Annotated in this window: 23 protein-coding genes; 14 read left to right on the top strand and 9 right to left on the bottom strand. The window is 35.8% G+C overall.

The genetic code is table 11. The features are described from left to right. Nucleotides 1–3: 3 nt before the first annotated feature. Together OMO38_RS11820 and secG are read left to right on the top strand one after the other, a co-directional pair. Nucleotides 4–2,049 (top strand): M16 family metallopeptidase, encoded by a 2,046-nt coding sequence (locus OMO38_RS11820; protein WP_264750379.1) that lies wholly within the window; start codon nt 4–6, stop codon nt 2,047–2,049. Nucleotides 2,050–2,172: 123 nt separating this feature from the next. Next, entirely contained in the window at nt 2,173–2,523 is a 351-nt protein-coding gene (gene secG / locus OMO38_RS11815) for a preprotein translocase subunit SecG (protein ID WP_264750378.1), read from the top strand. 54 nt (nt 2,524–2,577) lie between these two features. Here secG and OMO38_RS11810 read toward each other — a convergent pair whose 3' ends face one another. Next, nucleotides 2,578–3,417: a glycosyltransferase family 2 protein gene (locus OMO38_RS11810; protein ID WP_264750377.1), complete on the bottom strand. Its 840-nt coding sequence runs from the start codon at nt 3,415–3,417 to the stop codon at nt 2,578–2,580. 1 nt (nt 3,418) lies between these two features. Then, on the bottom strand, nt 3,419–4,030 hold the full coding sequence (gene recR, locus OMO38_RS11805) for a recombination mediator RecR (protein ID WP_129536255.1): 612 nt from the start codon (nt 4,028–4,030) through the stop codon (nt 3,419–3,421). Between the two features lie 180 nt (nt 4,031–4,210). On the opposite strand from recR, the gene OMO38_RS11800 reads away from it, so the two are divergent. The 4 genes from OMO38_RS11800 (at nt 4,211) to OMO38_RS11785 (ending at nt 7,849) form a co-directional block, all read left to right on the top strand. After that, nucleotides 4,211–4,813: an LURP-one-related/scramblase family protein gene (locus OMO38_RS11800; protein WP_264750376.1), complete on the top strand. Its 603-nt coding sequence runs from the start codon at nt 4,211–4,213 to the stop codon at nt 4,811–4,813. A gap of 94 nt (nt 4,814–4,907) precedes the next feature. Beyond that, on the top strand, nt 4,908–5,399 hold the full coding sequence (locus tag OMO38_RS11795; RefSeq protein WP_264750375.1) for a hypothetical protein: 492 nt from the start codon (nt 4,908–4,910) through the stop codon (nt 5,397–5,399). A gap of 147 nt (nt 5,400–5,546) precedes the next feature. Continuing rightward, nucleotides 5,547–6,992 carry an aminoacyl-histidine dipeptidase gene (locus tag OMO38_RS11790; protein ID WP_264750374.1) on the top strand — a complete coding sequence of 482 codons (1,446 nt, stop codon included), beginning with the start codon at nt 5,547–5,549 and terminating at the stop codon, nt 6,990–6,992. Nucleotides 6,993–7,267: 275 nt separating this feature from the next. Beyond that, entirely contained in the window at nt 7,268–7,849 is a 582-nt protein-coding gene (locus tag OMO38_RS11785; protein WP_264750373.1) for an LOG family protein, read from the top strand. Nucleotides 7,850–7,951: 102 nt separating this feature from the next. Here the strand turns inward: OMO38_RS11785 and OMO38_RS11780 are convergent, their stop codons facing one another. Together OMO38_RS11780 and OMO38_RS11775 are read right to left on the bottom strand one after the other, a co-directional pair. Then, nucleotides 7,952–8,281: a 2Fe-2S iron-sulfur cluster-binding family protein gene (locus OMO38_RS11780; RefSeq protein WP_264750372.1), complete on the bottom strand. Its 330-nt coding sequence runs from the start codon at nt 8,279–8,281 to the stop codon at nt 7,952–7,954. 86 nt (nt 8,282–8,367) lie between these two features. After that, entirely contained in the window at nt 8,368–9,423 is a 1,056-nt protein-coding gene (locus OMO38_RS11775; protein WP_264750371.1) for an NAD(P)/FAD-dependent oxidoreductase, read from the bottom strand. A 154-nt stretch (nt 9,424–9,577) separates the two neighbouring features. Here OMO38_RS11775 and OMO38_RS11770 point away from each other — a divergent pair, with 154 nt between their 5' ends. Together OMO38_RS11770 and OMO38_RS11765 are read left to right on the top strand one after the other, a co-directional pair. Continuing rightward, nucleotides 9,578–10,348 (top strand): DUF3108 domain-containing protein, encoded by a 771-nt coding sequence (locus OMO38_RS11770; RefSeq protein ID WP_264750370.1) that lies wholly within the window; start codon nt 9,578–9,580, stop codon nt 10,346–10,348. Between the two features lie 199 nt (nt 10,349–10,547). Beyond that, nucleotides 10,548–12,308 carry an SdrD B-like domain-containing protein gene (locus OMO38_RS11765; RefSeq protein WP_264750369.1) on the top strand — a complete coding sequence of 587 codons (1,761 nt, stop codon included), beginning with the start codon at nt 10,548–10,550 and terminating at the stop codon, nt 12,306–12,308. 592 nt (nt 12,309–12,900) lie between these two features. Here the strand turns inward: OMO38_RS11765 and OMO38_RS11760 are convergent. The 4 genes from OMO38_RS11760 to OMO38_RS11745 all read right to left on the bottom strand — a co-directional run bounded on the left by OMO38_RS11760 (nt 12,901) and on the right by OMO38_RS11745 (nt 17,553). After that, on the bottom strand, nt 12,901–13,545 hold the full coding sequence (locus OMO38_RS11760) for a response regulator (RefSeq protein ID WP_264750368.1): 645 nt from the start codon (nt 13,543–13,545) through the stop codon (nt 12,901–12,903). After that, on the bottom strand, nt 13,542–15,260 hold the full coding sequence (locus tag OMO38_RS11755; protein WP_264750367.1) for a sensor histidine kinase: 1,719 nt from the start codon (nt 15,258–15,260) through the stop codon (nt 13,542–13,544). Before OMO38_RS11755 ends, OMO38_RS11760 begins: the two co-directional genes overlap by 4 nt. Before the next feature lie 88 nt (nt 15,261–15,348). Further along, nucleotides 15,349–16,359 carry a phenylalanine--tRNA ligase subunit alpha gene (pheS, locus tag OMO38_RS11750; RefSeq protein WP_264750366.1) on the bottom strand — a complete coding sequence of 337 codons (1,011 nt, stop codon included), beginning with the start codon at nt 16,357–16,359 and terminating at the stop codon, nt 15,349–15,351. A gap of 534 nt (nt 16,360–16,893) precedes the next feature. After that, on the bottom strand, nt 16,894–17,553 hold the full coding sequence (locus OMO38_RS11745) for a YceI family protein (RefSeq protein WP_264750365.1): 660 nt from the start codon (nt 17,551–17,553) through the stop codon (nt 16,894–16,896). Nucleotides 17,554–17,627: 74 nt separating this feature from the next. On the opposite strand from OMO38_RS11745, the gene OMO38_RS11740 reads away from it, so the two are divergent. Continuing rightward, nucleotides 17,628–18,563, top strand: a complete 936-nt coding sequence (locus OMO38_RS11740; RefSeq protein WP_264750364.1) for a sulfate/molybdate ABC transporter ATP-binding protein — start codon at nt 17,628–17,630, stop codon at nt 18,561–18,563. A 273-nt stretch (nt 18,564–18,836) separates the two neighbouring features. Here OMO38_RS11740 and OMO38_RS11735 read toward each other — a convergent pair whose 3' ends face one another. After that, complete coding sequence (locus OMO38_RS11735; RefSeq protein ID WP_264750363.1) at nt 18,837–19,181, bottom strand: zinc ribbon domain-containing protein YjdM; 345 nt, start codon at nt 19,179–19,181, stop codon at nt 18,837–18,839. 208 nt (nt 19,182–19,389) lie between these two features. On the opposite strand from OMO38_RS11735, the gene OMO38_RS11730 reads away from it, so the two are divergent. The 5 genes from OMO38_RS11730 (at nt 19,390) to OMO38_RS11710 (ending at nt 26,243) form a co-directional block, all read left to right on the top strand. Then, nucleotides 19,390–20,595 (top strand): RsmB/NOP family class I SAM-dependent RNA methyltransferase, encoded by a 1,206-nt coding sequence (locus OMO38_RS11730; RefSeq protein WP_264750362.1) that lies wholly within the window; start codon nt 19,390–19,392, stop codon nt 20,593–20,595. 98 nt (nt 20,596–20,693) lie between these two features. Beyond that, a complete protein-coding gene (locus OMO38_RS11725; RefSeq protein WP_264750361.1) occupies nt 20,694–22,358 on the top strand; it encodes a GLPGLI family protein in 1,665 nt (554 codons plus the stop codon). Between the two features lie 319 nt (nt 22,359–22,677). Continuing rightward, nucleotides 22,678–24,345 (top strand): asparagine synthase B, encoded by a 1,668-nt coding sequence (asnB, locus tag OMO38_RS11720; RefSeq protein ID WP_264750360.1) that lies wholly within the window; start codon nt 22,678–22,680, stop codon nt 24,343–24,345. Nucleotides 24,346–24,488: 143 nt separating this feature from the next. Beyond that, nucleotides 24,489–25,301 (top strand): hypothetical protein, encoded by an 813-nt coding sequence (locus tag OMO38_RS11715; RefSeq protein ID WP_264750359.1) that lies wholly within the window; start codon nt 24,489–24,491, stop codon nt 25,299–25,301. An 84-nt stretch (nt 25,302–25,385) separates the two neighbouring features. Beyond that, a complete protein-coding gene (locus OMO38_RS11710; protein ID WP_264750358.1) occupies nt 25,386–26,243 on the top strand; it encodes a GLPGLI family protein in 858 nt (285 codons plus the stop codon). Nucleotides 26,244–26,259 lie beyond the last annotated feature (16 nt).

Raw genomic sequence — 26,259 nt, 5'->3', positions numbered from 1 at the left:
CAAATGAAAAAACAATTCACTTATATAGCAGTAGCATTTTTATTCTCAGGAATGCTTTCTGCACAAAAAATTGACCTTAATGCAATGCCGAAAGCAGGACCAACTCCTTCGATCAACATTGCACAGCCAAAAACTTTCCAGCTGAAAAACGGCTTGACGGTAATGGTTGTTGAAAATAACAAATTACCTAGAGTAAACATGAGCCTTTCTATGGACAGACAGCCTTACTATGAAGGCGATGTTGTAGGAGTAAGCGAAATCATGGCAGACCAGCTTGGTAACGGAACAACGACTTTAAGCAAAGACGAATTTAACAAGAAAATAGATTTCTTAGGAGCCAATTTAGGTTTTAATTCAGCAGGTGCTTCTTCTAATTCACTTTCAAAATATTTCCCTGAAGTTTTAGGTTTAATGGCAGATGCGATTATCAATCCTAAATTTTCTGCTGATGAAATTCAAAAATCAAAAGAAAGATCAATTGAAGCTATCAAAAGTGAAGAGAAAAGTGCTTCTTCAATTGCATCAAGAGTTTCAAATGCTTTGATTTACGGAAAAAATACGGCGAGAGGAGAATTTGAAACAGTAGAATCTTTGAACAAAATTCAGTTGGCTGATGTTCAGAATATTTACAAAAAATACTACGCGCCGGATAATGCTTATTTAGTAATTGTAGGTGACGTGAAATTTGACAAGGTTAAACCATTGGTTGAAAAAGCGTTCAGCAACTGGAAGAAAGCGAATACAACTTTCGCAGCTTTAGAGCCTGCTTCAAATGTGGCTAAAACCGAAATCAATGTAGTTGATGTACCTACTGCCGTGCAATCGGTAGTTTCTGTTGGAAACATCAACAATTTGAAAATGAAAGATCCTAATTATTTCCCTGCTACCATTGCAAATTACATCCTTGGCGGTGGCGGTGAAGCAAGATTGTTCATGAATCTTCGTGAGAAAAACGGATTTACTTACGGAGCTTACTCAAACATAAGCGCCAGCAAATATTCTCCTGATTTTTCAGCAGAAGCAAGTGTAAGAAATGAAGTTACTGATAAAGCGGTAAAAGAATTCATGAATGAAATCAACGGAATTTCTACCGTAAAAGCTGACGAATTGGCAAATGCAAAAGCTAAATTAAAAGGAAGCTTTATTATGTCACTGGAACAGCCTGCAACAATTGCAAGATTTGCTGTAAGCCAAAAAGTAAATGATCTTCCGGCTGATTTTTATACCAATTATTTGAAATCAATTGATAAAGTAACCGCTGCAGACGTTTCTACTGCGGTGAAAGCTACAGTAATGCCGAACCAAAGCAGAATTTTCATTGCTGGTAAAGCTTCTGACATTTCTGAAGGTTTAGAAAAATTAGGTTATCCTGTAAAATATTTTGATGCAAACGCAAACCCTGTCGGAAAACCAGTTGCTCAAAAAGTTGATGCTAGTGTGACTGTTGCTTCGGTTGTTGATAAATACATTACAGCAATTGGTGGAAAAGCAAACTTAGCTAAAGTTTCATCTTACACAATGAATGCTTCTATGTCTATGCAGGGTCAAACGATCGATTTTAAAACGGTAAAAGCTCAGGGTGGTAAAGAACTTACTATAGTATCAATGGGAGCGATGACACTTCAAAAACAAGTTTTTGATGGTAAAGCTGGATACTCAGAGCAACAAGGACAGAAAGTTCAGATGACCAAAGAAGAGATTGCGGATAACTTGAAAAATACTGAACTTTTCGAAGAATTAGCTTTCTCAAAATCTGCAGATTATAAATTAGCAGGAATTGAGAAGATAGGTGGAGAAGATTCTTATGCGATCAAAACCGCTGACAAAGCATATTACTACAGCGTAAAAACCGGTCTTAAAACTGGAGAAACTGAAACTGTAGATGCTCAGGGACAAAAAATGACAGTTCCAACAGTATACGCTGATTACAAAGATGTTGCAGGTGTGAAGATGCCTTACACCATTACTGTCAATCAAATGGGCATGGATATGACTATGAACGTAAAATCTTACGAAGTAAATCAGGCTAAAGACACTGATTTTAAATAAGATTATTAATACAATCTGAAAAGCGGAGACAATTGTCTCCGCTTTTCGTTTTTAGTGAAATCTTTATTTTGCCGTTCTGTAAAAAAACATTAAATTTGCCCATTCAAAAAGATATTAGAATTAATGGATACTATATTTACACTATTGATGGTTCTTATTATGATTGCCAGCATTTTATTGGTAATCGTTGTTATGGCTCAAAATCCTAAAGGAGGCGGCCTTTCAAGTACATTCGGAGGTGCATCTTCTGCACAGTTTGGCGTACAGAGAACCAACGACTTTATGGAGAAGTCAACCTGGACTTTAGGAGCGGTAATTATCGTTCTTATCTTAATCAGCGTAGTTGTTACAGGGAAACCTAAACAGTCTGCTCCGGCAATTCAGACAGCTCCAACAAAAACCGAAGCTCCTGTTAAGCAAACAGCTCCTGCTTCTACGACTACAGCTCCGGTAAGTGTTCCGGCAACTAAATAAGAAAATATTTTTCGATATAAAACAAAAGCAACTCAATTTACTTGAGTTGCTTTTTTATTTAAGTTTAATAAGTTCTATTTTATGTCTCAGCTTAAGACCTGCTTTCAGAAATGAATATTGCACAGGTTTGCTTTCTCTGTAATATTTATCAATAAAAATCTGCATGGCTCCATAAAATCTATCGAGATACACCTCATCTTTCACCGTGCTTTCACCTTTATGATGTAAGATAGAAGCTTTTCCGTAGTAATAATTCTGATACCCATTTTTAAGCAGAGTATAACACAGGTCGATGTCTTCACCATACATGAAGTACTTTTCGTCGAGACCTCCTACCCTTTCATAAACCTCTTTTTTAACTAAGAAAAATGCTCCGGTAATGACTTCTACTTCTGCAATTTCAAATTCGCCAATATCATTTCGGTAATAGGATTTTGTATTTTTCTTTTTAAAATTGGTAAACAGTTTTTCGAAAGAATTGAACATGTCGGGAACTGAACGTTTGCTTTCCGGAAGAAAATTTCCATTTGCATCGTGCATTCTTACGCCCAGACAACCGAAATCAGTTTTTGAATCAGCAAAATTTAAAATTTCATTTAAATAAAAACCTTCCAGCTCAGTATCCGGATTTAAAATTAAAAGATATTCTCCTTCTACAGTTTTTATTGCTTTATTGTTAGCAATTGCAAAACCTTCATTTTTTTCTGATGCTATAAATTTCACCTTTGGAAATTCGGGAATAAGATCACCCCATGAGCTGTCGGTAGATCGATTATCAATAACTATGATTTCATAATCGACATTTTCGGCATATTTCTCAATAGAAATAAGGCAGTTTCTCAGAAGTTGAGTCACATTGTAATTAACGATAATGATTGAAAGTTTCTTAGCCATTTTAATCCTTTTCGTTGTATGGAAGTCGGTTGATAATTGATCTTCCCAGAGAAATTTCATCAGCATATTCCAACTCATCGCCTACGGAAATCCCTCTGGCAATACTTGAAAACTGAATCCCTGAATTTTTGAATTTCTTGTAAATGTAATAAGCGGTAGTATCGCCTTCCATCGTCGCACTCAATGCAAAAATAAATTCTTTTGCCTGACCTTGCTGCAATTTCTTTTCAATGCTCGGAATATTCAGCTGATGAGGTCCTACGCCCTCCATCGGAGAAATCTTTCCACCAAGAATCAAATATTTCCCTCGGTATTTTCCGGTATTTTCTATGGCGATCACGTCACGTACATCTTCTACAATGCAAATTAGTTCGTCACTGCGTTTTTCATTGCTGCAGATTTCACAGATGTCAAAATCTGAAAAATTGTGGCATTCTTTGCAGTATTTAATTTCATTCACCAGATTGATGATAGAAGTTCCTAAACTTGTCGCTCTGGAATTAGGCTGTTTAAGTAAATGAAGTGCAAGACGCAAAGCGGTTTTCTTCCCAATACCCGGAAGCCCGGAAATTTCCTCAACTGCTTTTGCCAATACTTTACTTGGGTAATCCATAAGTACAAAAATAAGAATTATAGTTGTAAAATCTGAATAGAAAAAGATCATTTACCAGGATAATTCCATCCATTTAAACTCTTTTATATGATCCAAATCAGTATCATCAACTTATCATTCATAACATTGAAAAAACCATTATATTTGATCATCAAAATATTAAACTGAAAACAAACTACAATGATTCTTAACAATCTCAATTATCCGCTGGATTTTAAATTTAAAATCACCACTCTTGCCAGCGATTTCAACATTACAGACAAGCATGGAAAGTCAGTAGCTTATGTTCGCCAGAAAATGTTTAAACTGAAAGAAGACGTCATCGTTTTCAATGACGAAAGCAAAACCAAAGAACTTTTCAGAATTCAGGCAAACCAATGGATTGATTTTAATGCATCATACTCTATCAAAGATACAATTGGAAAGAGTTTCGGGAGATTGGCAAGAAAAGGAGTGCGCTCTATCTGGAAATCAACTTATGAAGTTTTAGACGAGAACGATAAGGCAAAATTTACTGTAGCTGAAGACAATGCGTGGGTGAAATTTTTCGACGGAATGGTCGGCGAAATTCCTGTCATCGGAATGTTTACCGGATATTTCCTAAATCCTTCTTACACCGTGAAAGGCATCGACGGCAAAGAATATTTTAAATTAAAAAAGATGCCATCAATGTTCGGCAGAAGATTCCAGCTAGACAGACTGATTGATATTGATGATGAAGACGAAAGTTTGGTGGTTTTATCATTATTGATGATGGTATTGCTTGAAAGAGCCAGAGGATAGATAGCTCCGGACATTTTCCTTTTGCTTTTGCACTGGCTCATATTTTGAATTCATGACCGTCTAAAAATATAATAAATTATAGCACTTTTAACAGATGAAATATTTAATCATTTTCTTTTCAGCCTTTATGTTGGTTTCCTGTAAAAAGGAGAAAGAAACCGTTACAAATCCAACAGAAAAAGATTCCGTAAATATCGTTCAGGATTCTGCAGAAACAGACTCTCAACCTGCCAATATACTGGTAGATGTATTTCCTTTTCCGAAAGAAATCAAAGAATGTTCGTGCTATTTTGCAAAGAACAAAGCAGATTTTGAAAACGAAAAATACATTTATGCCGATGATGCAGGAAAAACAGCCTACATGAAACTCGACGGAAAACGAATCGCCATGAATTTGATTTCCTCAAGCGATATGGAAGTAGATGAAGAACTGACCAAAGAAATTGAAAACGAAAACTATAAAATTTCTGTAAAAGGAAAGAAAATAAAGAACGAAGAAGTTTTGCTTTTTGAAGGAACTTTAACCATTGAAAAACCGGACGGAAGCAAGACGGTGATCCCGATTTATGGAGAGTGTGGATGTTAATTGGTGGATGGCGATTGGCTTTTGACGATTGGCTTTTTAATATAGGTCATCAAACAACTGGCGTCAGCATCTAGTATATAGCAAAAATACTGCTCCTGAATTTCGGGAGCATTTTTTTTATCCGTAATTTTGATAAAAATAAATTTTATGGAACTATCAAACATAGAACCGCAGATTATCTGGAAGAATTTTTCCAAACTGAATGCTGTTCCGAGACCGTCAAAAAAGGAAGAAAGAGTAATTGCTTTCATCAAAGAATTTGGTGAAAATTTAGGTTTAGAAACTACAGTTGATGAAGTAGGAAATGTCATCATTAAAAAACCTGCCACTCCTGGTATGGAAAATCGTAAATCAATCGTAATGCAGTCGCATCTGGATATGGTTTGCCAGAAAAACAATGATGTGAATTTCGACTTTGAAACACAGGGAATTCAGATGGAAGTTGACGGTGACTGGGTAAAGGCAAAAGGTACTACTTTAGGTGCTGACAACGGCTTGGGAGTGGCAACCATTATGTCGGTTCTTGAAAGCACAGATATTCCACATCCTGATCTGGAAGCCTTGTTTACCATCGATGAAGAAACGGGAATGACCGGAGCTTTAGGTTTAAAACCCGGACAATTGACCGGACAGATTCTTCTAAATTTAGATACAGAAGAAGATGATGAGATCGACATCGGATGTGCAGGTGGAATTGATGTTACAATCAATCAGACTTATTCTACTGAGACTGCAAACGGACAGGTAGTGAGAATCGAAGTGAAAGGCCTGCAGGGCGGACATTCCGGAATGGATATTCACAAAGGTTTCGGTAATGCCAATATTATTTTGGGGAGAATCCTTTACAAAGGTTTAGCAGACGAAAACATACAGTTGATTTCTATCGATGGTGGAAGTTTGCGAAATGCTATACCCAGAGAAGCTGTGGCTTTGATTGCTGTGAGAAATTCAGGAGAATTCATCGAAAATATTACCGAAGGAATTAAAAAACAAATTTTAGAAGAATTTGCTTCGATCGAGGCCGGACTTCAGATTAACATTGAAAATTCCACAAGTTCAGATAAAGCGCTTTCGTTGGAAGATTCAAAAAAGATTATTTTAGTTTTAAAATCGCTTCACAACGGTGTTTACAGAATGAGTCCTGATGTTCAGGATTTGGTAGAATCATCAAACAACGTTGCAAGATTAGAATTAAAAGAAGGTGGATTGAAAATTTTAAATCTTTCAAGATCTTCCGTAGATTCCTCTAAAGATTCTGTGGCTGAACAATTAAAATCCGTTTCAGAACTTGCAGGAATGAATGTCGAATTCAGTGGCTCTTATCCTGGCTGGAAACCAAAACCAGGTTCTGAAATCGTTCAGATGATGGAAAAAATCTACACCGAAAAATTTGCCGAAAAACCACATGTTGTTGCATGTCATGCAGGATTGGAATGCGGAATTATCGGTGCCAATTATCCTGAAATGGAAATGGTAAGCTACGGACCAACCATAAGAGGAGCACACTCGCCGGATGAAAAAGCCAATATCCCTTCAACCCAAAAATTCTGGAGTTTCACAAAAGATATTTTAGCGAATATTCCTTTGAAATAAAATTATAAATACATTTTTAAAATATCCAAAGTCGATTGATTTTGGATATTTTTCTAAATTAATCTATGCTTGTCCGCCTTTAATCACCATGCTAAATTCAGAACTCACTTTGTCATTCCGCAGGAATCTAAGCACATTGAAATAAAACGGTTTAGATTCCCCCGGAAATCTAAGATTCGACGTAGTCAATGACAAACAAGCCATTAAGAAACTAAGTGATTACTAATTTTTCGACATTCATATTAAACTAAAAATATAACAAGCAATTCAAATCAATGAAAAGCATCACCGTATTTTGCGGATCGAGTTTCGGTTCGGATGAAAAATATAAGGAGCAGGCAACTCTGCTCGGACAGACATTTGCAAAACAAAATATTCAGCTTATTTATGGCGGCGCCAATGTCGGACTGATGGGTGCAGTTGCTGACGGCGTTCTTCAGGAAGACGGAAAAGCAATTGGCGTTCTTCCGCACTTTCTGCAGTCTAAAGAAATTGCGCATACACATCTTACCGAACTGATTTTGGTGGAAAGTATGCACGAGAGAAAAACCAAAATGAATGACCTCTGCGACGGCGTTATTGTACTTCCCGGCGGCTACGGAACTCTGGAAGAGTTTTTCGAGATGATTACCTGGGCACAGCTCGGACTTCACAAAAAACCTATTGCTGTTCTCAATATCGACGGTTTTTACGATGATTTAATTAAAATGGTTCAGACCATGGTTGATAAAGGATTTTTAAAACAGATCAATCAGGAAATGCTTTTGGTGAGCGACAATATTGATGAGCTTTTAGAAAAAATGAGAAATTATCAGGCTCCGGCTGTCGGAAAGTGGATTTCTAAAGAGGAGATATAAATAAAAGATCCAAACCCAATTTAATAAAAATATTGCCCTATAAAAACACCCCTTGAATTGAAATTCGAGGGGTGTTTTTTATATTTAAACAATCTAATCTGGTTAAGGATAAGGAGCAATCACTACTTCAAGACCCTCCATCGCATCTGCAATGTGGAGCTGGCAACCCAGTCTGCTGTTGGGCTCTACATGAAACGCTTCACCAAGCATGGCATCTTCTTCATCACCCATCGGCTCAAGTCCGGGATCTTTGATTACGTAAACCTGACATGAGGCACACATCGCCATTCCTCCACAAACTCCGATGGTTCCTTCTTCTGCCAATTCGTAAGAACGGATGATCTCCATCAAATTCATCGACATATCGGTAGGAGCCACAATATCGTGAGTCAGTCCTTCCCTGTCAGTAATTCTAATATTTATATCGCTCATTTTAATTAAGTTGTTAGTTGATGGTTAATCGTTGACGGTTTCCAGAAATGTATATTGGCAACCGGCAACAAAACCTAAAAACCAAATTAATCTATTTTCTTTACCACCGCTTTTTCAGCTTCTTTACGGCTACCGTCGAAACCGTCTACTCCACTTACGGTTGTATATTTTAAAACGAATTTTTTACCCGGATTTAATCTGTTATAAACACTTTGACACATCAATGTCGCTTCGTGAAAACCACAGAGAATCAACTTCAGTTTTCCAGGATAAGTATTGATATCCCCAATAGCGTAGATTCCTTCGATATTGGTCTGATAATCTAAAGCATTGTTTACAACGATGGCGTTTTTCTCGATATTCAGTCCCCACTGAGCAATCTCACCCAATTTTGGAGTCAATCCAAATAATGGGATGAAATAATCCGTTTCAATATCCATTGGCTCTTCTCCGTCTCTTACAACAGTAATTGCTTCGACTTTTCCATCACCTTTAATAGCAGTAACTTCGGCTGGAGTGATCAGTTTGATTTTACCCTGATCTTTTAAAGCCTGAACTTTTTCTACAGAATCTAAAGCTCCACGGAACTCATTTCTTCTGTGAATTAATGTTACTTCACTGGCAACATTGGATAAGAAAACACTCCAGTCTAAGGCAGAATCTCCACCTCCTGCAATGACCACTTTTTTATTTCTGAAATGCTCAGGCTCTTTCACGAAATATTCAAGACCTTTTTCTTCATAGTCTGCCACATTATCCATCGTCGGTTTTCTCGGTTCAAATGTTCCCAAACCACCTGCAATGGCAATTGCTTTACATCTGTGAACAGTTCCTTTATTGGTGATCACTTCAAACCATTCTTCATCAACTTTCTTATAAGAAATTGCCGTTTCTCCCAAAGTGAATCCTGGCTGAAACTGCTTAATCTGCTCCATTAAATTATCTACCAATTCCCCAGCGTTAACAGAAGGATAACCCGGAATATCAAAAATCGGCTTTTTAGGATACAACTCTGCCAACTGCCCTCCAGGTTGAGGAAGTGCGTCGATAATGTGACATTTCATTTTTAGCAAACCTGCTTCAAATACAGCAAAAAGTCCGGTTGGTCCCGCTCCGATAATTAATATATCTGTAGTAATCATAATATGATGATAATTTAATTGTATGTAACTGCAAATTTACTAATTTTAATGCGAAGCATATTTAAACACCATTAAATAAAAAACTGAGATTTATCAAATCTCGTACGTATAAAACCTGCACTTCATTTGGCAGTGTTTTTGTAAAATTTAAATTATGAAGAAATTACTGTATATAACGGCAATATTTGTATTCTTTTTCGGTCAGGGTCAGATCACAAATATTAGTGATGGAGAATCTTTAACACTTCGAATTCATTACGGTTTTCTAACTGCAGGATCAGCAAATCTTACCGCAAAAAAAACAAACTACAAAGGTGTTCCTCACCTGTATGTAAAAGGTACAGGCTCAACCACCGGCGCTGTGAAAGCATTTTTTAAAGTTGAAGATCTATATGAAAGTTATATCAATATGCAGACAGAACTTCCCAGTTATTATGTAAGAAATGTAAAAGAAGGAGGTTATTCACAGCATTTCCAGACTGTATTCAATCACGATAATCATACCTTGGTTTTAACAGACAAAAAAACTCCTGCCAATGGCTCTAAGACCATAAAGTCTGTAAAAGGAGTTCAGGATATGCTTTCATGTTTTTATTTTTTACGAAGCAAAACCCCTTCAGAACTTAGAACGGGAACTGTATTTAATATGAATGTCTGGATCGATGATGAAATGTTTCCGTTTCAGCTGAAAGTGGTGGGAACAGAAAATTTAAAGACAAAATTCGGGACGATCAGTGCGTTAAAAATTATTCCATCTGTGAAAAGCGGCCGCGTTTTTAAAGAAAAAGAAGGCGTTACGATGTGGGTTTCCAATGATAATAATCACATCCCTTTGCTCTTAAAAGCAGAACTTGCTGTAGGTTCCTTAAAAGCGAGTCTTGATGATTATAAAAATGTGAAGTATCCACTGAAGTTCATCAAATAAAAAATAAATTTAGTGCCGGCAATTCTGACCGGCATTTTTTTTACCACAAACTTAGACGATCCCTGCAAAAGTTATTTAATTACTTATGTTTTTTTTGAGCAATTAAAAATTTAACATTTCTGTCCTTATCCCTATCTATACATTTTGATATATTTGCATTATGATTTGATTTAAATAAATCAAAACCATAAAAAAACAAATGATGATTAAAAAAAAATCCATAAGAGACTTTCTTATTGTCTTCTTATTCTGTTGTTCAGAACTTATTTTCGGACAGGGCATTACCAGAATTTATACAGATTATAATAACTTTTGGGATTCCCAGACCAACAACTCGGTAGCTCCCAATACAAGCCATAATCTTTTAGCATTCTCATGGAATGGGACCAACTATTCCACGGGAGTAAATGACGGCAAACTGACAGCCAACACTGTCGGATTTTCTCCTCAGGTATTTCAGGCTTTTCCGGCAACTTCTTCGCCAAGTCCGAGTAGCAGCACCTATATTGGTGTAGCCAGCAGCTATGGTGGTGGTGACGGAAACGTGAGCCCTGTACCTGTCAACAATAATCTCTTATCCTACATTACGGATGGAGCACAGGGTTTAGATATAGGCACTGCCATATTTAATTTTCCTTCTTCTACCCAAATTCAGTATCAGATTTCTGACATTAACCCTGCATCAATTGGTGACAGTGTTCCCGATATTATTTTTACACAGGTTGGTCAGGTAAGTGATGCCAATGACAATTACAGCTTTACCAATATGGCTAATACTCTTGTTGGTAATGCAGTTAATATTAATTTCTCAACCTCGATTCCTGCTATGGCGAACGGTGCGTTCAAATTTTACAGTCCTGCCAACCCTACTCCAACCTATCAGGCAGGATTATACGGAACCAGACCTTTGAGAATGATGGCTTTTGACTGGAGTGATTTCGGAATCACCGTTTCTAATGCCACCTCAGTAAGATACTTTATCCAGAAGTTTTCTGGAGTAAGTGATATTGCTTTTACAGCTTACAACAAAGCATCAATGGGAGTTATGCAGTCTATTTCCGGAACTGTTTTTAATGACAATAACGCAGGAACTCCGGATGGAAATGGATATGCGGGAGCGACGGTTAGACTTTACAACGCATCGAATGTTTTGGTGAATACAGTTACCACAGCGGCCAACGGGGTATTTATTTTTTCCAGTGTTTTTCCGGGAAATTACAGGATAGAACTGCAGACACCTGCAGGATTTACCATTGTGGGAGCCACTGACAACAATACCGATAACCAGATCAATGTCACCTTGAATGATGTTGCCATTCAGAATCAAAATTTCGGTATCAATCAACCGCCTACTGCGAATAATGACATTCAGGGTGGAGAAAAAAACAAACCCATAACTATAAATCTCACATCCAATGACGTCGATCCTAACGCGGGATCGGTAGTAGCATCTTCCATTAATCTTTTACCTCCGCCTAATGCCACATCAATTGTTGTAGTGGGTGGTAATGTGAAAGGATTTACGGTAACAGGAACAGGAACCTGGAGTTTAAACAATTCGGGACTGCTTACCTTTACTCCTCAAACAGGTTTTATAGGAAGTGTTCCGGTGACAGGCTATACTATTTTTGATACAGCAGGTCTACAAAGTAATGTAGCCAATATTATTTTAACCATCTTTAAACACTGTACCAAACCTCAGACTACAGGAATTGGTACCCCTACGAAACTGGGGATTTCTACCCAAAAGATTAAGTTGCCTCAATGGCCGGAAAATATTCCCAACGGATTCGTTGCTTTGGAATCTAATCAGAAAGGATTCGTCATTACAAGAATTCAGAATTCAGCTTTAATCACTGATCCTAAAGATGGAATGATCATCTATGATATCAGTGCTTCATGCGTTAAATTGTACAGCAATTCTACCGGGCGATGCATAACCAGGGATTGTAATGAGTAACGGTTAATATTCAAGATTGCTGTAAAAAAAGTAGGCCAAAACAATATTCTTGCTTTGGCCTTTCCTTGTATCGGTAACAAACTCTGAGTTTGTAATTATACTAAAGGATTCATCATTTGTGTTTTTAGAATCTTTAAAATTTGTGTTTCTGTTTTCAAGTATCTTTCGCAGAGCCTTTCGGCTCTGCTTCCGACACTCGAATTTTTCATCATTGGTGCTTGGTTATATAAAAAATCATCATTTGTGGCTTTTAAGCCAACATGAATTTGTGTTTCATTTTTTAGTATCTTATACCGAGCCTTTCGGCTCAGTATTTTGACACTTTGTTTTCATCATTTGTGTTTTAATATGACGTTTGAAATTTCATCATTTGTGCTTTTTGAACCAAACCTCACATTATTTTTCAGATATGATTAAATAATCTATTATCTTGATACAAAAATACCAACATATAGAAATACATTTAGCATAAACAGCTTAGATATATATCGCTCAGTCTGTAGATATTTATCTACAAAAAACAGAACCGGCGATGATTCTGTTTGTTATTATTCTGTAAAATTGAGATGATGATATTTAGGATTCAGTAATGCTATTTATTGGCATTCATTAACTGAATGAGTTCAACAATATTATCAATTTCAAGCTTTTCAAAAATTCTTTTTTTAACTGTGCTGATGGTATTCTGTTTTACATCCAGTTGATTGGCAATTTCCAGATTACCAAAGCCCTCAGTGTACAATTTTGCGATCTGAAGTTCCCTTTCCGTCAGCCGCGATATAGGATTTGCCATATTTGGATTTCTCAGAGAACTCAATAATAAACGTTGCGTAACCGGAGAAAGATATTCGCCGAACTGCATCATATTTTTCAATGCATTTTCTATTTCATCTTCCTCACTCATCTTGCTGAGGAAACCGTTAGCGCCTGCATTAATATATTTTAAAGCCTGTGTAGTTTCGTCAATTCCTGTAAAAATCAAAATCTTAATTTCAGGTTTTAAACTTCTGATCTCAGGTAAAATCGAAAGACTGTTACCGTCAGGAAAATGAGCATCGATGATCGCAATATCAATCTCCTTCGTTTTGACGACCTCTAAAACCTGCTGCAAAGTAGACGCCTGAAAAATATTGCTGTCTGTTGAAATATCTTCAATCACAAACAAAAGTCCCTGCCTGATTAGGCTGTGATCGTCTGCAAGCAAAAACGTTAAAGACTTTTCATCTGATAAACTCATTGATTTAATTTTAAATTAATAACGAATGAAACTGTTGTTCCTTCATTTTTTTCGCTGTCTACAGAAATAGTTCCACCATATAGTTCTACAATTTCTTTACACAGACTCAGTCCTAATCCTGCTCCTAAATTTTCTACTTCATTTGACAAGACTCCCTGATAATACGGTTCAAATATTTTTTCTAAATCGGATTTTGAAATTCCGGCACCTGTATCACTGATTCTTGTTGTTAAGGTAACTGTATTTTCATCCTTCCTTTCGGCAGAAGTGTCTACAGTGATTTGTCCGTTTTCTGTAAATTTATTGGCATTACCCAGAATATTCATGAAAACCTGATTGATCTTGGTGTTATCAGAAAAAACCACAATATTCGGATCTATATTTTCTTGAATGACAAACTTATTATTTCTCGTTTCTATGTATGGTTCAATCGATGTTAAAATTGAATCTATTTCATTTTTAAGATTAAAAACCACAGGAATTAACTTATTTTCAACATGCTGATTTTTAGTATACTCCAAAATCTGATTGGCCTGCATCAGCAAAGTATTATTGGTAAAACTTATGGATTTCAAATATTCTTTAATACTTTCATCACTCGTCTTTTTATTGATTCTGTTGATGAAAATTCCAATAATTTTTAAAGGCGATCTCAGCTCGTGGCTCAGCATTCCCAGGATTCTGTTTTTAAAGTTCAGGTTTTCACTGATCTGCTGATTGGCAGCATTCAGTTTTCTTTCATATATAAAAGCTATTCTTGTAAAGTACATAATCAGTACAGAAACAATAAACATTAAAGACATCAGTCCCAAAACCAAATACCTTCGTATTTTATTACTTTCTGAATTTTGTTCAGCATATTCTTTTTCTAAGTCTGCCTTCGAATCTTTGACAGCGAATTCATAAATACTCATCAACTGATTACTGTAAATCAACAGATTACTGAAGGTTGTGTAAAATTTACCGCTGTTATCTTTATTTTTGGTTACACTCAGCTGAATTTTCTGAATTTCTTTAGAATAATGATTATTAATTGAATTAACGATACTGTCAACTTCGCCTTTAATTGTAGGAACATCCAATGGCTTTCCGCCTTTTACCGTAACGACGACACTGTCTTTACGCACATTCTCCTTGCCGGAAATAGCATCACCCAACCGGCCGAACAGCCCTTTTTTCTTTATGGTATCTGAAAATGTCTTGGTCTGAACCTCAAACTTATCAAAATCATATTTCAGGTTATACTTTACGGCTTTTGGCAGTTCCTCACGCGCAATGAAATTTGAATTTGTTGAAAACTGATATGTAGAATCTACCAACAACTTCAGGTTTTTGGTTTCTCCAGCCTCTTTTTTATGAGAAGCAAAAATACTTTTCAGTCTGGGATTTTGATATTTATACTGATTAATACTGTCTAAATTTTTGGTGAGTTTATTGACAGAGTTGAAGTAAGATTTGAGATATTCCTCATCCTGACTCATCACATATTTTTGGAAATTATCCTGTGCAGTGATTAATTCTTTTCTCGAATCATCAGTCAGATTCTCTAGTAGGTGAACTTCTTTAAGCTGATTTTCAATAAAGGTGAGATTTTTTCTGTTGATAAATTCGTTGTAAAAAAATCCAGCAATGGTAATCTGTATCAGTAAGATACAAGTGATGAGCGAGAAAAGAACAATTTTCCTCAGTTTAAAACTCAGCGATTTCTTAGACATTCTTTGTGTAAATTATCTTCTAAATGTATAAAAAAATCCTGTAAAAATTAGATTTACAGGATTTGAATTTATTTTAATTATAAATCGATTATAATGACTTAAATTGTTCTAGTGTACGTATATCATTTTCGAAGAACATCCTGATGTCGCTCATTTGATAAAGAAGCATTGTAATTCTCTCAATTCCCATTCCGAAAGCATAACCTGAATATTTTTCAGAATCAATATTCACGTTTTTCAAAACTGCTGGATCTACCATTCCACAACCCATAATTTCCAGCCATCCCGTTCCTTTTGTGATTCTGTAATCGGTCTCTGAGTTTAATCCCCAATACACATCAATCTCTGCACTTGGCTCGGTAAAAGGAAAGTAAGAAGGTCTCATTCTGATTTTTGACTTTCCGAAAAGTTCTGTGGTAAAAAACTGAATTGTCTGCTTTAAATCTGCAAAACTCACCTTCTCATCAATATATAAACCTTCAATCTGATGGAAAATACAGTGAGAACGGGAAGAAACGGCTTCGTTTCTGAACACTCTTCCCGGAGATAAAATTCTGATTGGTGGCTGATTTTCCTCCATATAACGAATCTGAACCGATGATGTATGTGTTCTCAACAAAATATCAGGATTCTGCTCGATGAAAAAAGTATCCTGCATATCTCTCGCCGGGTGATATTCCGGTAAGTTCAATGCTGTAAAGTTGTGCCAGTCGTCTTCAATCTCAGGTCCGTCTGCAACAGCAAAACCGATAGATTTAAAAATATCGATAATTCTGTTCTTCACCAAATTAATTGGATGTCTGGAACCTAAATCTAAAGGAAAAGCAGGTCTTGTAAGGTCTTCCTTTTCAAGAATTACAGAAGATTCAGAAGACGCTTTAAAATCTTCCAACTTGGCAGCCACAGCCTGCTTCAAAGAATTGATTTTCTGTCCAAAATCTTTTTTCTGGTCGTTAGGAACCGTCTTCAATGATTCATAGAAATCATTTAAAACCCCTTTTTTACCATTATACTTGATTCTGAAGTTCTCAATCTCATCTTTGGATGTTGCGCTGAAGCCGTTTACTTCGATCAGTAATTCTTCTATCTTTTCTGTCATTGTTTTAACCCTTTCAAAAATGTATCTGCAAAAATAAGGTTTTCCAATTAAAAAAGTTTTGAATTCATCATAAAAAAATCACTCATTTAGACAGATTGTAATATTTTTTTAGAAATCACCTTTGCTTTTTTCTGATAGGTGGTATATTGAATGAGTGATCATTGAAGATAGCCATATATGAAAATTGATGAAGAAGAATATCTAAAATCATTAGAATCACGTATATATTTTTTTCACAAAAATTATTTAGTTGTAATCCGCAATGGTTGCAAAGACAATCATTAACAGAGTGAGACTATTTAATACTAAAATCAACTGATATTCATTTTTTCTTTTAAGAACATTGATTAAGCTAAAGACAAATGCAAAACCAACGGATAAAATGACAGGAATTGTAAAAAGTTCTACTGCAAACTGAATAATATTGTTAGAATAAGCGAAATAAGACAGCACGATCATCCCAAGTAAAAAGAGGAAGCAAAATATACTGAGTAATAAAATCGCCCTTTTCATTATATTTAAATATAAGCTCAATTACTTCTTTTCTAATGCTTTCACATTAATCTGAAGACTCACCTCATCTTTGATCACACCATTTTCAGCAGGACTCTGAAATTTAACGCCAAATTCTTCTCTCATAATATCTTTGGGCTCTGTTGCAATACTTGCCACACCATCATTTACTGAAACATTTGCTTTAAACTGAACAGGTTTTGAAATACCTTTAATCGTCAAATTACCATCCAAAAGCGTATTATAATCACCTTCTGCAGATGGAGTCACTTTCGTAATTTCATAAGAAGCCGTTGGAAATTTTTCAGTTTCGAAGAAATCTCCGCTCTTTAGGTGACCATTCAATTTATTTAATTTTTCAGCGTCATCTTTAAGATCTTCAGACGTTAAAGAATTCATGTCTGCAACAAATTTCCCGCTTTCCAGCTTCCCTTCTTTTACAGTCACATCACCACTTTCAAAAGTAATCTTTCCGAAATGACTGGTGTTTTCAGATTTAAAAACTTTATATCCCTTCCACTCCACTCTACTGTTCAAAGTATCCAGTACGTATTGGTTTCCGTCTTTTGTAGTCGTCACCTCATTACCATCGCTCGCAACCGGTTTTTCTTTCTGACACGAAACAGCTACAACGGCAGCAAAAAGCGCAGGAATAGCCAGGGAAAATAATTTTCTTTGCATTATAAGTAAATTTTAAGTCACTGCTAAATTACTAAAAATATGCCAGTGTTTTCTAAAAACCGTATTTTTGCCTTATGCTACTAGAGATAAACAATTTGTATTTTTCACACACAAAGGAAAAGCCTTTGTTCCAGAACTTCAACCTCAAACTGGATGAAGGAAAAATAATTGCATTGGCTGGTGAAAGCGGCTGCGGAAAATCTACATTGCTAAGCCTGATCTACGGTCTTCTCAATTGGGACCAGGGCGAAATTATATTTGAAGGCACAAAACTGATGGGACCAAAAGGAAATCTCGTTCCCGGAGAAGCAGAAATGAAATTTGTAGCGCAGAATTTTGACCTGATGCCTTATGCAACCGTAGCTGACAACGTGGGGAAATTTCTCTCTAATATTAATTTAGCCAAGAAAAAAGAAACAGTCTATGAACTTCTAGAAGTTGTAGGGTTGGTAGAATACGCCAATGTATTGCCGAAAAACCTGAGTGGCGGACAAAAACAAAGAGTTGCCATTGCAAGAGCGCTCTCTGTCTTACCTAAATTACTTTTGCTGGATGAACCTTTCAGCCATCTCGATTACGCACGAAAAATTGAACTTCGGGAAAAGCTTTTCAGATACGTAAAGGAAAAAAATATTTCTCTGATTATATCTACTCACGAATTACAGGATATCATTCCGTGGCTAGACCAGATTGTCATTTTGGAAAGCGGAAGATTGATACAGAATGATCCTCCGGAAGAAACATATCAAAACCCATACAACGTTTACGTTGCCAAACTTTTCGGCGAGGTCAATATTTTTTCTGAATCTGAAATGAGAGATTTTGAAATTTCAAATTTTGCATATTACCCGCAGCAGATTAAGATTTCAGAAATTGGTGCCGACGCGGAAGTTTTAGAAAGCCGATTTGCAGGAAATCATTACTGGAATAAATTGAATTCAAAAAATAAAAAACTGATCATTCATACCAAAGAAAAGATCAGCGGATCTCTGAAAATATCATTCCAATAATTAACATATTGTCAGCACCCTTACTGTTAGTTTGTGGATAAATAAATTATTTTTATCTGTCTGATTTTCAATATTATTATTACATTTGAATCAGCAACAACATAAGGAAACTTTTGGTTCAATTCTCTTCCACCCAATAGACTGAAATTAGCTTTCTCCAGCAATGAAGTCTCGGAAGTTTACACTGTCCAATCTTTTCCTTTTTTTATTGGCACTTAGCCTTAGACTATCGCGTATGTAAGCAAGATGCCAAAGGCCAATCGCCAGAAGCAGCTACGCTTTCTTTACAAACTCTGATTTCAAAGCCATCGAACCAAAACCATCAATCTTACAATCAATATTATGATCGCTGTCTGGTCTTAAACGGATGTTTCTAACTTTAGTTCCCGCTTTTACAGGTTTCGGAGCGCCTTTTACCGGTAAATCTTTTACAACTACTACAGAATCTCCGTCTTGCAGTTCGTTTCCGTTAGCGTCTAGAATTTTTCCTGAATTATCATTTTCAGCAGCAGTTTCTTTAGGATTCCATTCGTAGAAACACTGAGAACACACCATCAAATCATCCTGCTCATAGGTAAATTCTGAACTGCACTTTGGGCAAATAACTACATCACTCATATTTTTATTTTTTGCAAAGGTAATTTTTTTGAATTACAAGTTTCAAACTGAAAGTTAGACAATATCAAAAATCAATTTATATTAAATTGAAAATGATTTAATCCGGAAAATTAAATCAAAGTCTCCTACTAATATAACTCATACGTATAAGCTCCTAACTCTCAACTTAAATTCGTATTTTTGCAAGTTCAAACAGCATACTGCAACAATGGAATTAATACACAGAAACTTGGCCATCGGAATTCACGATGCTTTACAAGAAACCTTTTTTGAGAAAAATAAATATGCCGATAAAGTAATCGAAAGACTTTTAAAGGCTCACAGAAAGTGGGGAAGCCAGGACAGAGCAGTTGTTTCGGAGATTTTCTACAACATTATCCGTTGGAAAAGACGCCTTGAATATTATATGGGCGAAAGTGTAAAACCCAACAACGTTTATAAATTAATTGTCGCCTACTGTCTTTACAGTAAAACCAACTACAAAAGATTTGAAGAATTTGAAGGCATCAAAATTGCCGATATCACGACCAAACTGAAAAAAGGAACCGTTCCTACAAAATCTATCGAACATTCTATTCCTGAATGGTTGGCTGAAACTTTGGAAAAAGAATTGGGACCAATATGGGAAAAAGAAATGAAGGCTTTGAACGAGCAGGCTCCGACAGTTTTAAGAGCAAATTCATTGAAAACTTCCGCCAAAGAGTTGATTTCTGATCTTGCCGATGAAAATGTTGTTGCTTACACCGTAAAAAACTATCCAGATGCTGTGCAGTTGGAAGAGAAAAAGAATGTTTTTCTGACGAGTGCTTTTAAAGACGGATTGTTTGAAGTTCAGGATGCAACGTCTCAGAAAATAGGATATTTTCTTGATGTAAAAGAAGGCCAGAGAGTAGTTGACGTATGTGCTGGCGCAGGTGGAAAAACGCTTCACTTAGCAGCTTTAATGGGCAACAAAGGACAGATTATCGCATTAGATATTTACGAATGGAAATTGGCTGAGCTGAAGCGCCGTGCAAAAAGAGCTGGAGCTCACAATATCGAAACAAGGGTAATTTCTGACAACAAAGTAATTAAACGTCTTCACGAGAAGGCAGACCGACTTTTGATTGATGCGCCGTGTTCTGGTTTGGGAGTTTTAAAAAGAAACCCAGACAGTAAATGGAAAATCGATCAGGCGTTCATCGACAGAATTAAAAAAGAACAGCAGCAGATCATCCAGGATTATTCTAAAATCCTTAAGAAAGGCGGAAAAATGGTGTACGCAACGTGCTCTATTCTTCCTTCAGAAAACAATGAACAGGTTGCAGAATTTTTGAAAAACAACCCTGATTTTAAATTAATCAAAGACGAAAAGATAATGCCAAGCCAAGGATATGACGGATTCTACATGGCTTTGATTGAAAGATTAGCTTAATTTTTTTCAAATAAGACATACAAACTACTCTATTTTTTGGAGTAGTTTTTTTATTAAATAAATCAAAACTTTACCTTTGTAAAAACCACCAAGATATCATGATCAGATCATTACTACTCAGTTTTTTCACAGTTTTATCAGTTTTAAATTTCGCGCAGACCTACGAAATTCAATATACAAGTTCTTACAACGGAAAAGTTCAGCCAAATCAAAACCCAACCATTGTTTGGTTGAATGACAGTGAAAATTACATTTTAAATCTGAAGACAAAAGAGCAGAAAAACGAATATCCATTTGAAATCAGCAAAATTGAAAAACCTTCCAACACAATTGTTTCTTATGGATTTTTAAAGCCGGGAGAAATCATCTCAACTTCCGATTCGGAAGCAATTGCTAAACAAAGTTTTGAATTCACCGGCAAAACCAAGAAAATTTTGGGCTACACCTGTAAGCAGGCAGTTACCAAAATCAACTCAAACACCATTGAAGTTTGGTATACTAATGATTTGAAACTGAAAGGCGGGCCGTCAAGTCTCGGACAAAATTTAGGTTTAGTTTTAGAAATCGAACGAAACGGAAACTCTGCGACGACAGCCACATCTCTCAAAAAAATCAAAAAATCCGGGATTGAAAATATCATTAATGGACCTACTACTACAACCGATCTTTTAAGCTATAAAGATTTACTCTGGAAAAGCAGATTTACGACATTAAAAGTGTTTGAAAATGAAATTATCAATTTCTCAGACCAGTCGAAATCTGATGAAAACATCAAAAGATTTGCAAACGGAACGATTATTTTAAAGAAAATTAAATTTCCAAAAATATCTCAGGGTGAAAATGTTTTTGTGGAATTAAAACAACAATCCAATGGTGATGCATACGATAGAACGGGAACGGTATTTTTCATTCCGGAAGAAAAATCACAGACATTTTTTGACGGATTAGAAAAAGGAGTAAAGACTCTGCCGCTTTATGAAAATGGAAACGGGAAGCAGTATTTTGGAATTATTTCAAACGAAAATTATCAGCCGACGGTAGAACTGATGAGATTTTTCACCGCTTTCGGAATCAATAAGTTTAATAATTTAGAATTAAAAGATAAAACATGGCAGACGGTGAGTCCTTTTCGACAGGACATTACTGAACTGAAACCATCTCTTTCTGAAAAAGAAATCTGGGTAGGAACTTTCATAGGAAATTATGACAAAGGCGGCCACAAGATAAGTTTAGACATTACCATTCACAAAAGTGATCAGATGGTCAACAAAAATAACAAAGTAATTCCGCTGTTTAACACGACCAATATTATGGAAATGGCCGGACAGGATTATGCGACAATGTTTAATAATGACAAAGGATTATTTGTAGAATTTACTTTAAATAAAGATTTAAAAGATGCGCAATTAAGATACATCACAACTGGTCACGGCGGCTGGGAAAATGGTGACGAATTTATTCCTAAACCCAATTCTGTTTATTTAGATGGAAAAATGACTTTCTCATTTACTCCGTGGAGAACCGATTGCGGATCTTACCGTCTGTATAATCCTGCATCGGGAAATTTTCCGGATGGACTTTCTTCATCAGACCTCAGCAGATCAAACTGGTGCCCGGGAACCATTACCAACCCAAATTACATTCAGCTGGGAAATTTAAAAGCTGGAAAACATACGATTCAGGTCAAAATTCCTCAGGGAGAACCTGAAGGAACCAGCTTCAGCGCATGGAATATTTCAGGTGCTTTACTTGGATCTGAGTAAAAACAAAACCTCCTTGCAATATTATTACAAGGAGGTAAAAACACAAATGATGAAAAAAAATTATTTCGAGCAACAAAGGAATGAAAAATATTTGGATATTTAATTATCATAGATCAATATTTTACAACTTTTTTTGTTTCAACGGATTTTACACTGTACTGAAGCGTGTGAAAAATATCAATCCATCATATAGCTAAAACGCCGACTAAAATGATATTTTTATTTAATTTAAACGAATTGATTAAAAATATTAACTTTAATTAAATTTTTATTTTAAATTTTATGCACAATTCGTAATTTAGCTTCAAATAAAAATAAAATGTGTGGAATCGTATGCTTGTTTGATGCAAAACAACAAACAGAAATATTAAGATCTCAGGTCTTGGAAATGTCTAAAAAAATCCGTCATAGAGGTCCGGACTGGAGTGGTGTCTTTCAAAATGAAAAAGTATTATTTTCTCATGAAAGACTTGCCATCGTTGATCCAACTTCCGGAAAACAGCCTTTATTTTCTAAGGACGGCAAAATAGTGTTAGCGGTAAATGGTGAAATTTACAATCACCGCGAACTGAAAGAAGAATTTCCAGATTATGAGTTTCAAACACAGTCTGACTGCGAAGTTATTTTAGCACTGTATCAAAAATACGGAAAAGATTTTATTGAAAAGCTGAACGGTATTTTCGCTTTCGCACTCTATGATATTGAAAACGACATCTATCTGATTGCCCGTGACCATATGGGAATCTGCCCACTCTATCAAGGCTGGGACAAAAATGGAAATTACTATATCGCTTCTGAACTGAAAGCGTTGGAAGGTGTCTGCAAAAAGATTGACACTTTCCTTCCGGGACATTACGTTTATAATATTGAAGGAACAGAACTTCAACAATGGTACAAAAGAGATTGGGAAGATTTTGAAGCGGTAAAAGATAACGTTACAGATATTCAAGCGATCAGAAAAGGACTGGAGGATGCCGTGCACAGACAGTTGATGAGCGATGTACCTTACGGAGTTTTACTTTCCGGAGGTTTAGACTCTTCCATTATTTCTGCAGTGACTGCAAAGTACGCAAGACAGAGAGTTGAAAGTGGAGACACACAGGAAGCATGGTACCCGAGATTACACAGTTTTGCAGTTGGATTGGTGGGCTCACCAGATTTAGCGGCCGCAAAAAAAGCAGCTGAACACATCGGATCGGTTCATCATGAAGTTAACTTTACCGTTCAGGAAGGCCTTGATGCCATCCGAGATGTTATTTATCATTTGGAAACGTATGATGTAACAACCATCAGAGCTTCCACGCCGATGTACCTTTTGGCCAGAGTGATTAAATCAATGGGAATTAAGATGGTTCTTTCAGGTGAAGGCGCAGACGAGTTATTTGGTGGATATTTATATTTCCATAAAGCTCCAAATGCCAAAGAATTCCATGACGAAACCGTGAGAAAACTTGGGAAACTTCATTTATATGACTGTTTGAGAGCCAATAAAGCTTTGATGAGCTGGGGAATTGAAGGACGTGTTCCGTTTTTGGATAAGGAATTTATGGATGTTGCGATGAACGTAAATCCACAGGATAAAATGATCAATAAAGCAGAAGGAAAAATAGAAAAATGGGTTTTGAGAAAAGCTTTTGAAGATCTTTTACCCGAATCTATTGCCTGGAGACAGAAAGAACAGTTCTCAGACGGCGTAGGATACTCTTGGATTGACACTCTGAAAGATGTTGCAGAAAAATATGTAACCGATGAAATGATGGCAAATGCAAAATTCAGATTTCCGTTAAATACTCCTCAAAACAAAGAAGAGTACCGCTACAGAACTATTTTCGAAGAACATTTCCCAAGTGAAACGGCAGCAGCTACGGTACCTTCGGTACCTTCGGTAGCATGTTCCACTCCGATAGCTTTAGAATGGGACGAAGCGTTTAAAAAAATGAATGACCCCAGCGGAAGAGCCGTCAAAGTACATGAAACTTCTTATTAAAATCAATAAATTTATCAATCCTGTATTCTTACAGGATTTTTTATTCAATAAAATCAATAATATTTAGATAATTTAACTAAGTATTAAACTTATTATCTAATAAATAATTATATTTGAAAAATTAAAATAATCATTGTTGTAAAATGAAAAGAAACATTACTATTTTATTTGCTTTACTATCTGTAAGCTTCGCTTTTGGACAAGGTAAATATGGAAAATATCTTAATTCTAAAAAACTTGCGCTTACCTATAAAAGTGTAAAACCCGTTGATAAAGACGATTACTATCAGCAATATTACTGGTTGGTAAAAGCTGAGCAATTGAAAACCTTCCCTCACCTTGCGGATATCAAGCCAGTGGTTTTATATAATTTTGTAAAAAAAGTAAATCCTCAAAACCCCACAAAGAAATTGGATGAAAGAGGAAAAGAATTAAGAAAAACTGCAGAATTATCTTTAGACCAGTATTTCAAAAACAAAAACTTCCAAAACAATCAGGTATTGCTGCTTAATTTGGAAACTTATGTAGATCCTTCTCAGGGTGAATATTTCACTAAAGTTGACGCAGAAAAAATAAAACAGCTTGTACCAAAAGAATTTTTCGGTTTTGCTTCTTTAAACAAGAAGACAATGGAAGAAACCAACTATTATCTATGGGTGGACAAGAAAAAAGACGAATTTAAAATCGTTGACATCATTCCAAACGAAAAAGACAAGAAATTTTACGCTTCTCTGAAACAGTATTTACCAAAATACAAATTCGAGAAAAAATATATGCCGACTGTGAAAAAAGGAAGTAAAGCTGACAAGACAGACAAAGACTTCTTCTACATCATGCCATTTGAGCGAAATGTAGACAACATCGAATATAAAACAGATGATTTTGAAACGTTCACACTAAGCCAGGTGAAAAGAGAAGGTGAAGCGTGGATAGGAGTAGAAAAGCCTAGAAAATAAAGTTAACAGCTTACAATAACTGCCCCGGAAAAGTATTTTTTCGGGGTTTTTATTTATATTCACATCAGAAAAAATCACCTTTCTATGAAAATTAAATTCAGTATTATCTCTTTCTTTTTGTCTGTTTTTATATCAGCACAGTCTTACAAAGCAGTCTATGATTTCAAATGGAAACCGCAGAAAAAAGCATCTGAATATCTTCAGGAAGATTTTGCTTTATTAATTCATGACAACAAAACATCTGAATTTCTGTCTTATATAAAATTTAAAAATGATTCGACGAAAACAATAGCTTTGAAAGAATTTAAGAAAAAAGGATTGGGCAGTCTATCCTTTGACTACAAATATGGTCAGTCAAAATTCAACGATGTTGTTTTAAAAAATTACATTAACAACGAAGTTCTATTTGAAAAACAGCTTTACGACAAACTTTTCATCGTAAAAAACCAATGTACATTTGAGTGGAAAATAAATTCTGAAAAGGATATTTATTTGAGCTATCCTGTTCAAAAAGCAAGTACTGAGTTTGGCGGCCGAAAATGGACTGCTTGGTTCACAACAGAAATTCCCGTTCAGGACGGACCTTATAAATTTCATGGATTGCCCGGATTGATTTTAAAACTCAATGATTCCGAAAACGAATTTATTTACGAAATGAAATCGATCACAAAAGAAACAAATGATATTTCAGAAAGAAACTTCGGTACAAACAACATAATAAAAACTTCGTCTGCAAAATGGGCTAAAGTTTGGGAAGATTACAAAAAACAACCTTCTTCGATATTTGGACTTCAAAATACTTCCAATGAAGGATGGATCACCAGTATGAGTATTGACGGTAATCCTGGCGACAGAGGATTCAAAGAAAATTTTGATAAAAAGCAGAAATTATTTTTACAGAATTTTGAAAACCCAGTGGAATTAATAAATGCCTGTGAATAGTTTTTTTTTAGTGTAA

The sequence above is a fragment of the Chryseobacterium kimseyorum genome (assembly GCF_025971945.1).
Taxonomy (GTDB): Bacteria; Bacteroidota; Bacteroidia; order Flavobacteriales; family Weeksellaceae; genus Chryseobacterium; species Chryseobacterium kimseyorum.
The sequence above is the reverse complement of the archived record's forward strand: the minus strand, read 5'-3'. Positions and strand labels throughout refer to the sequence as shown.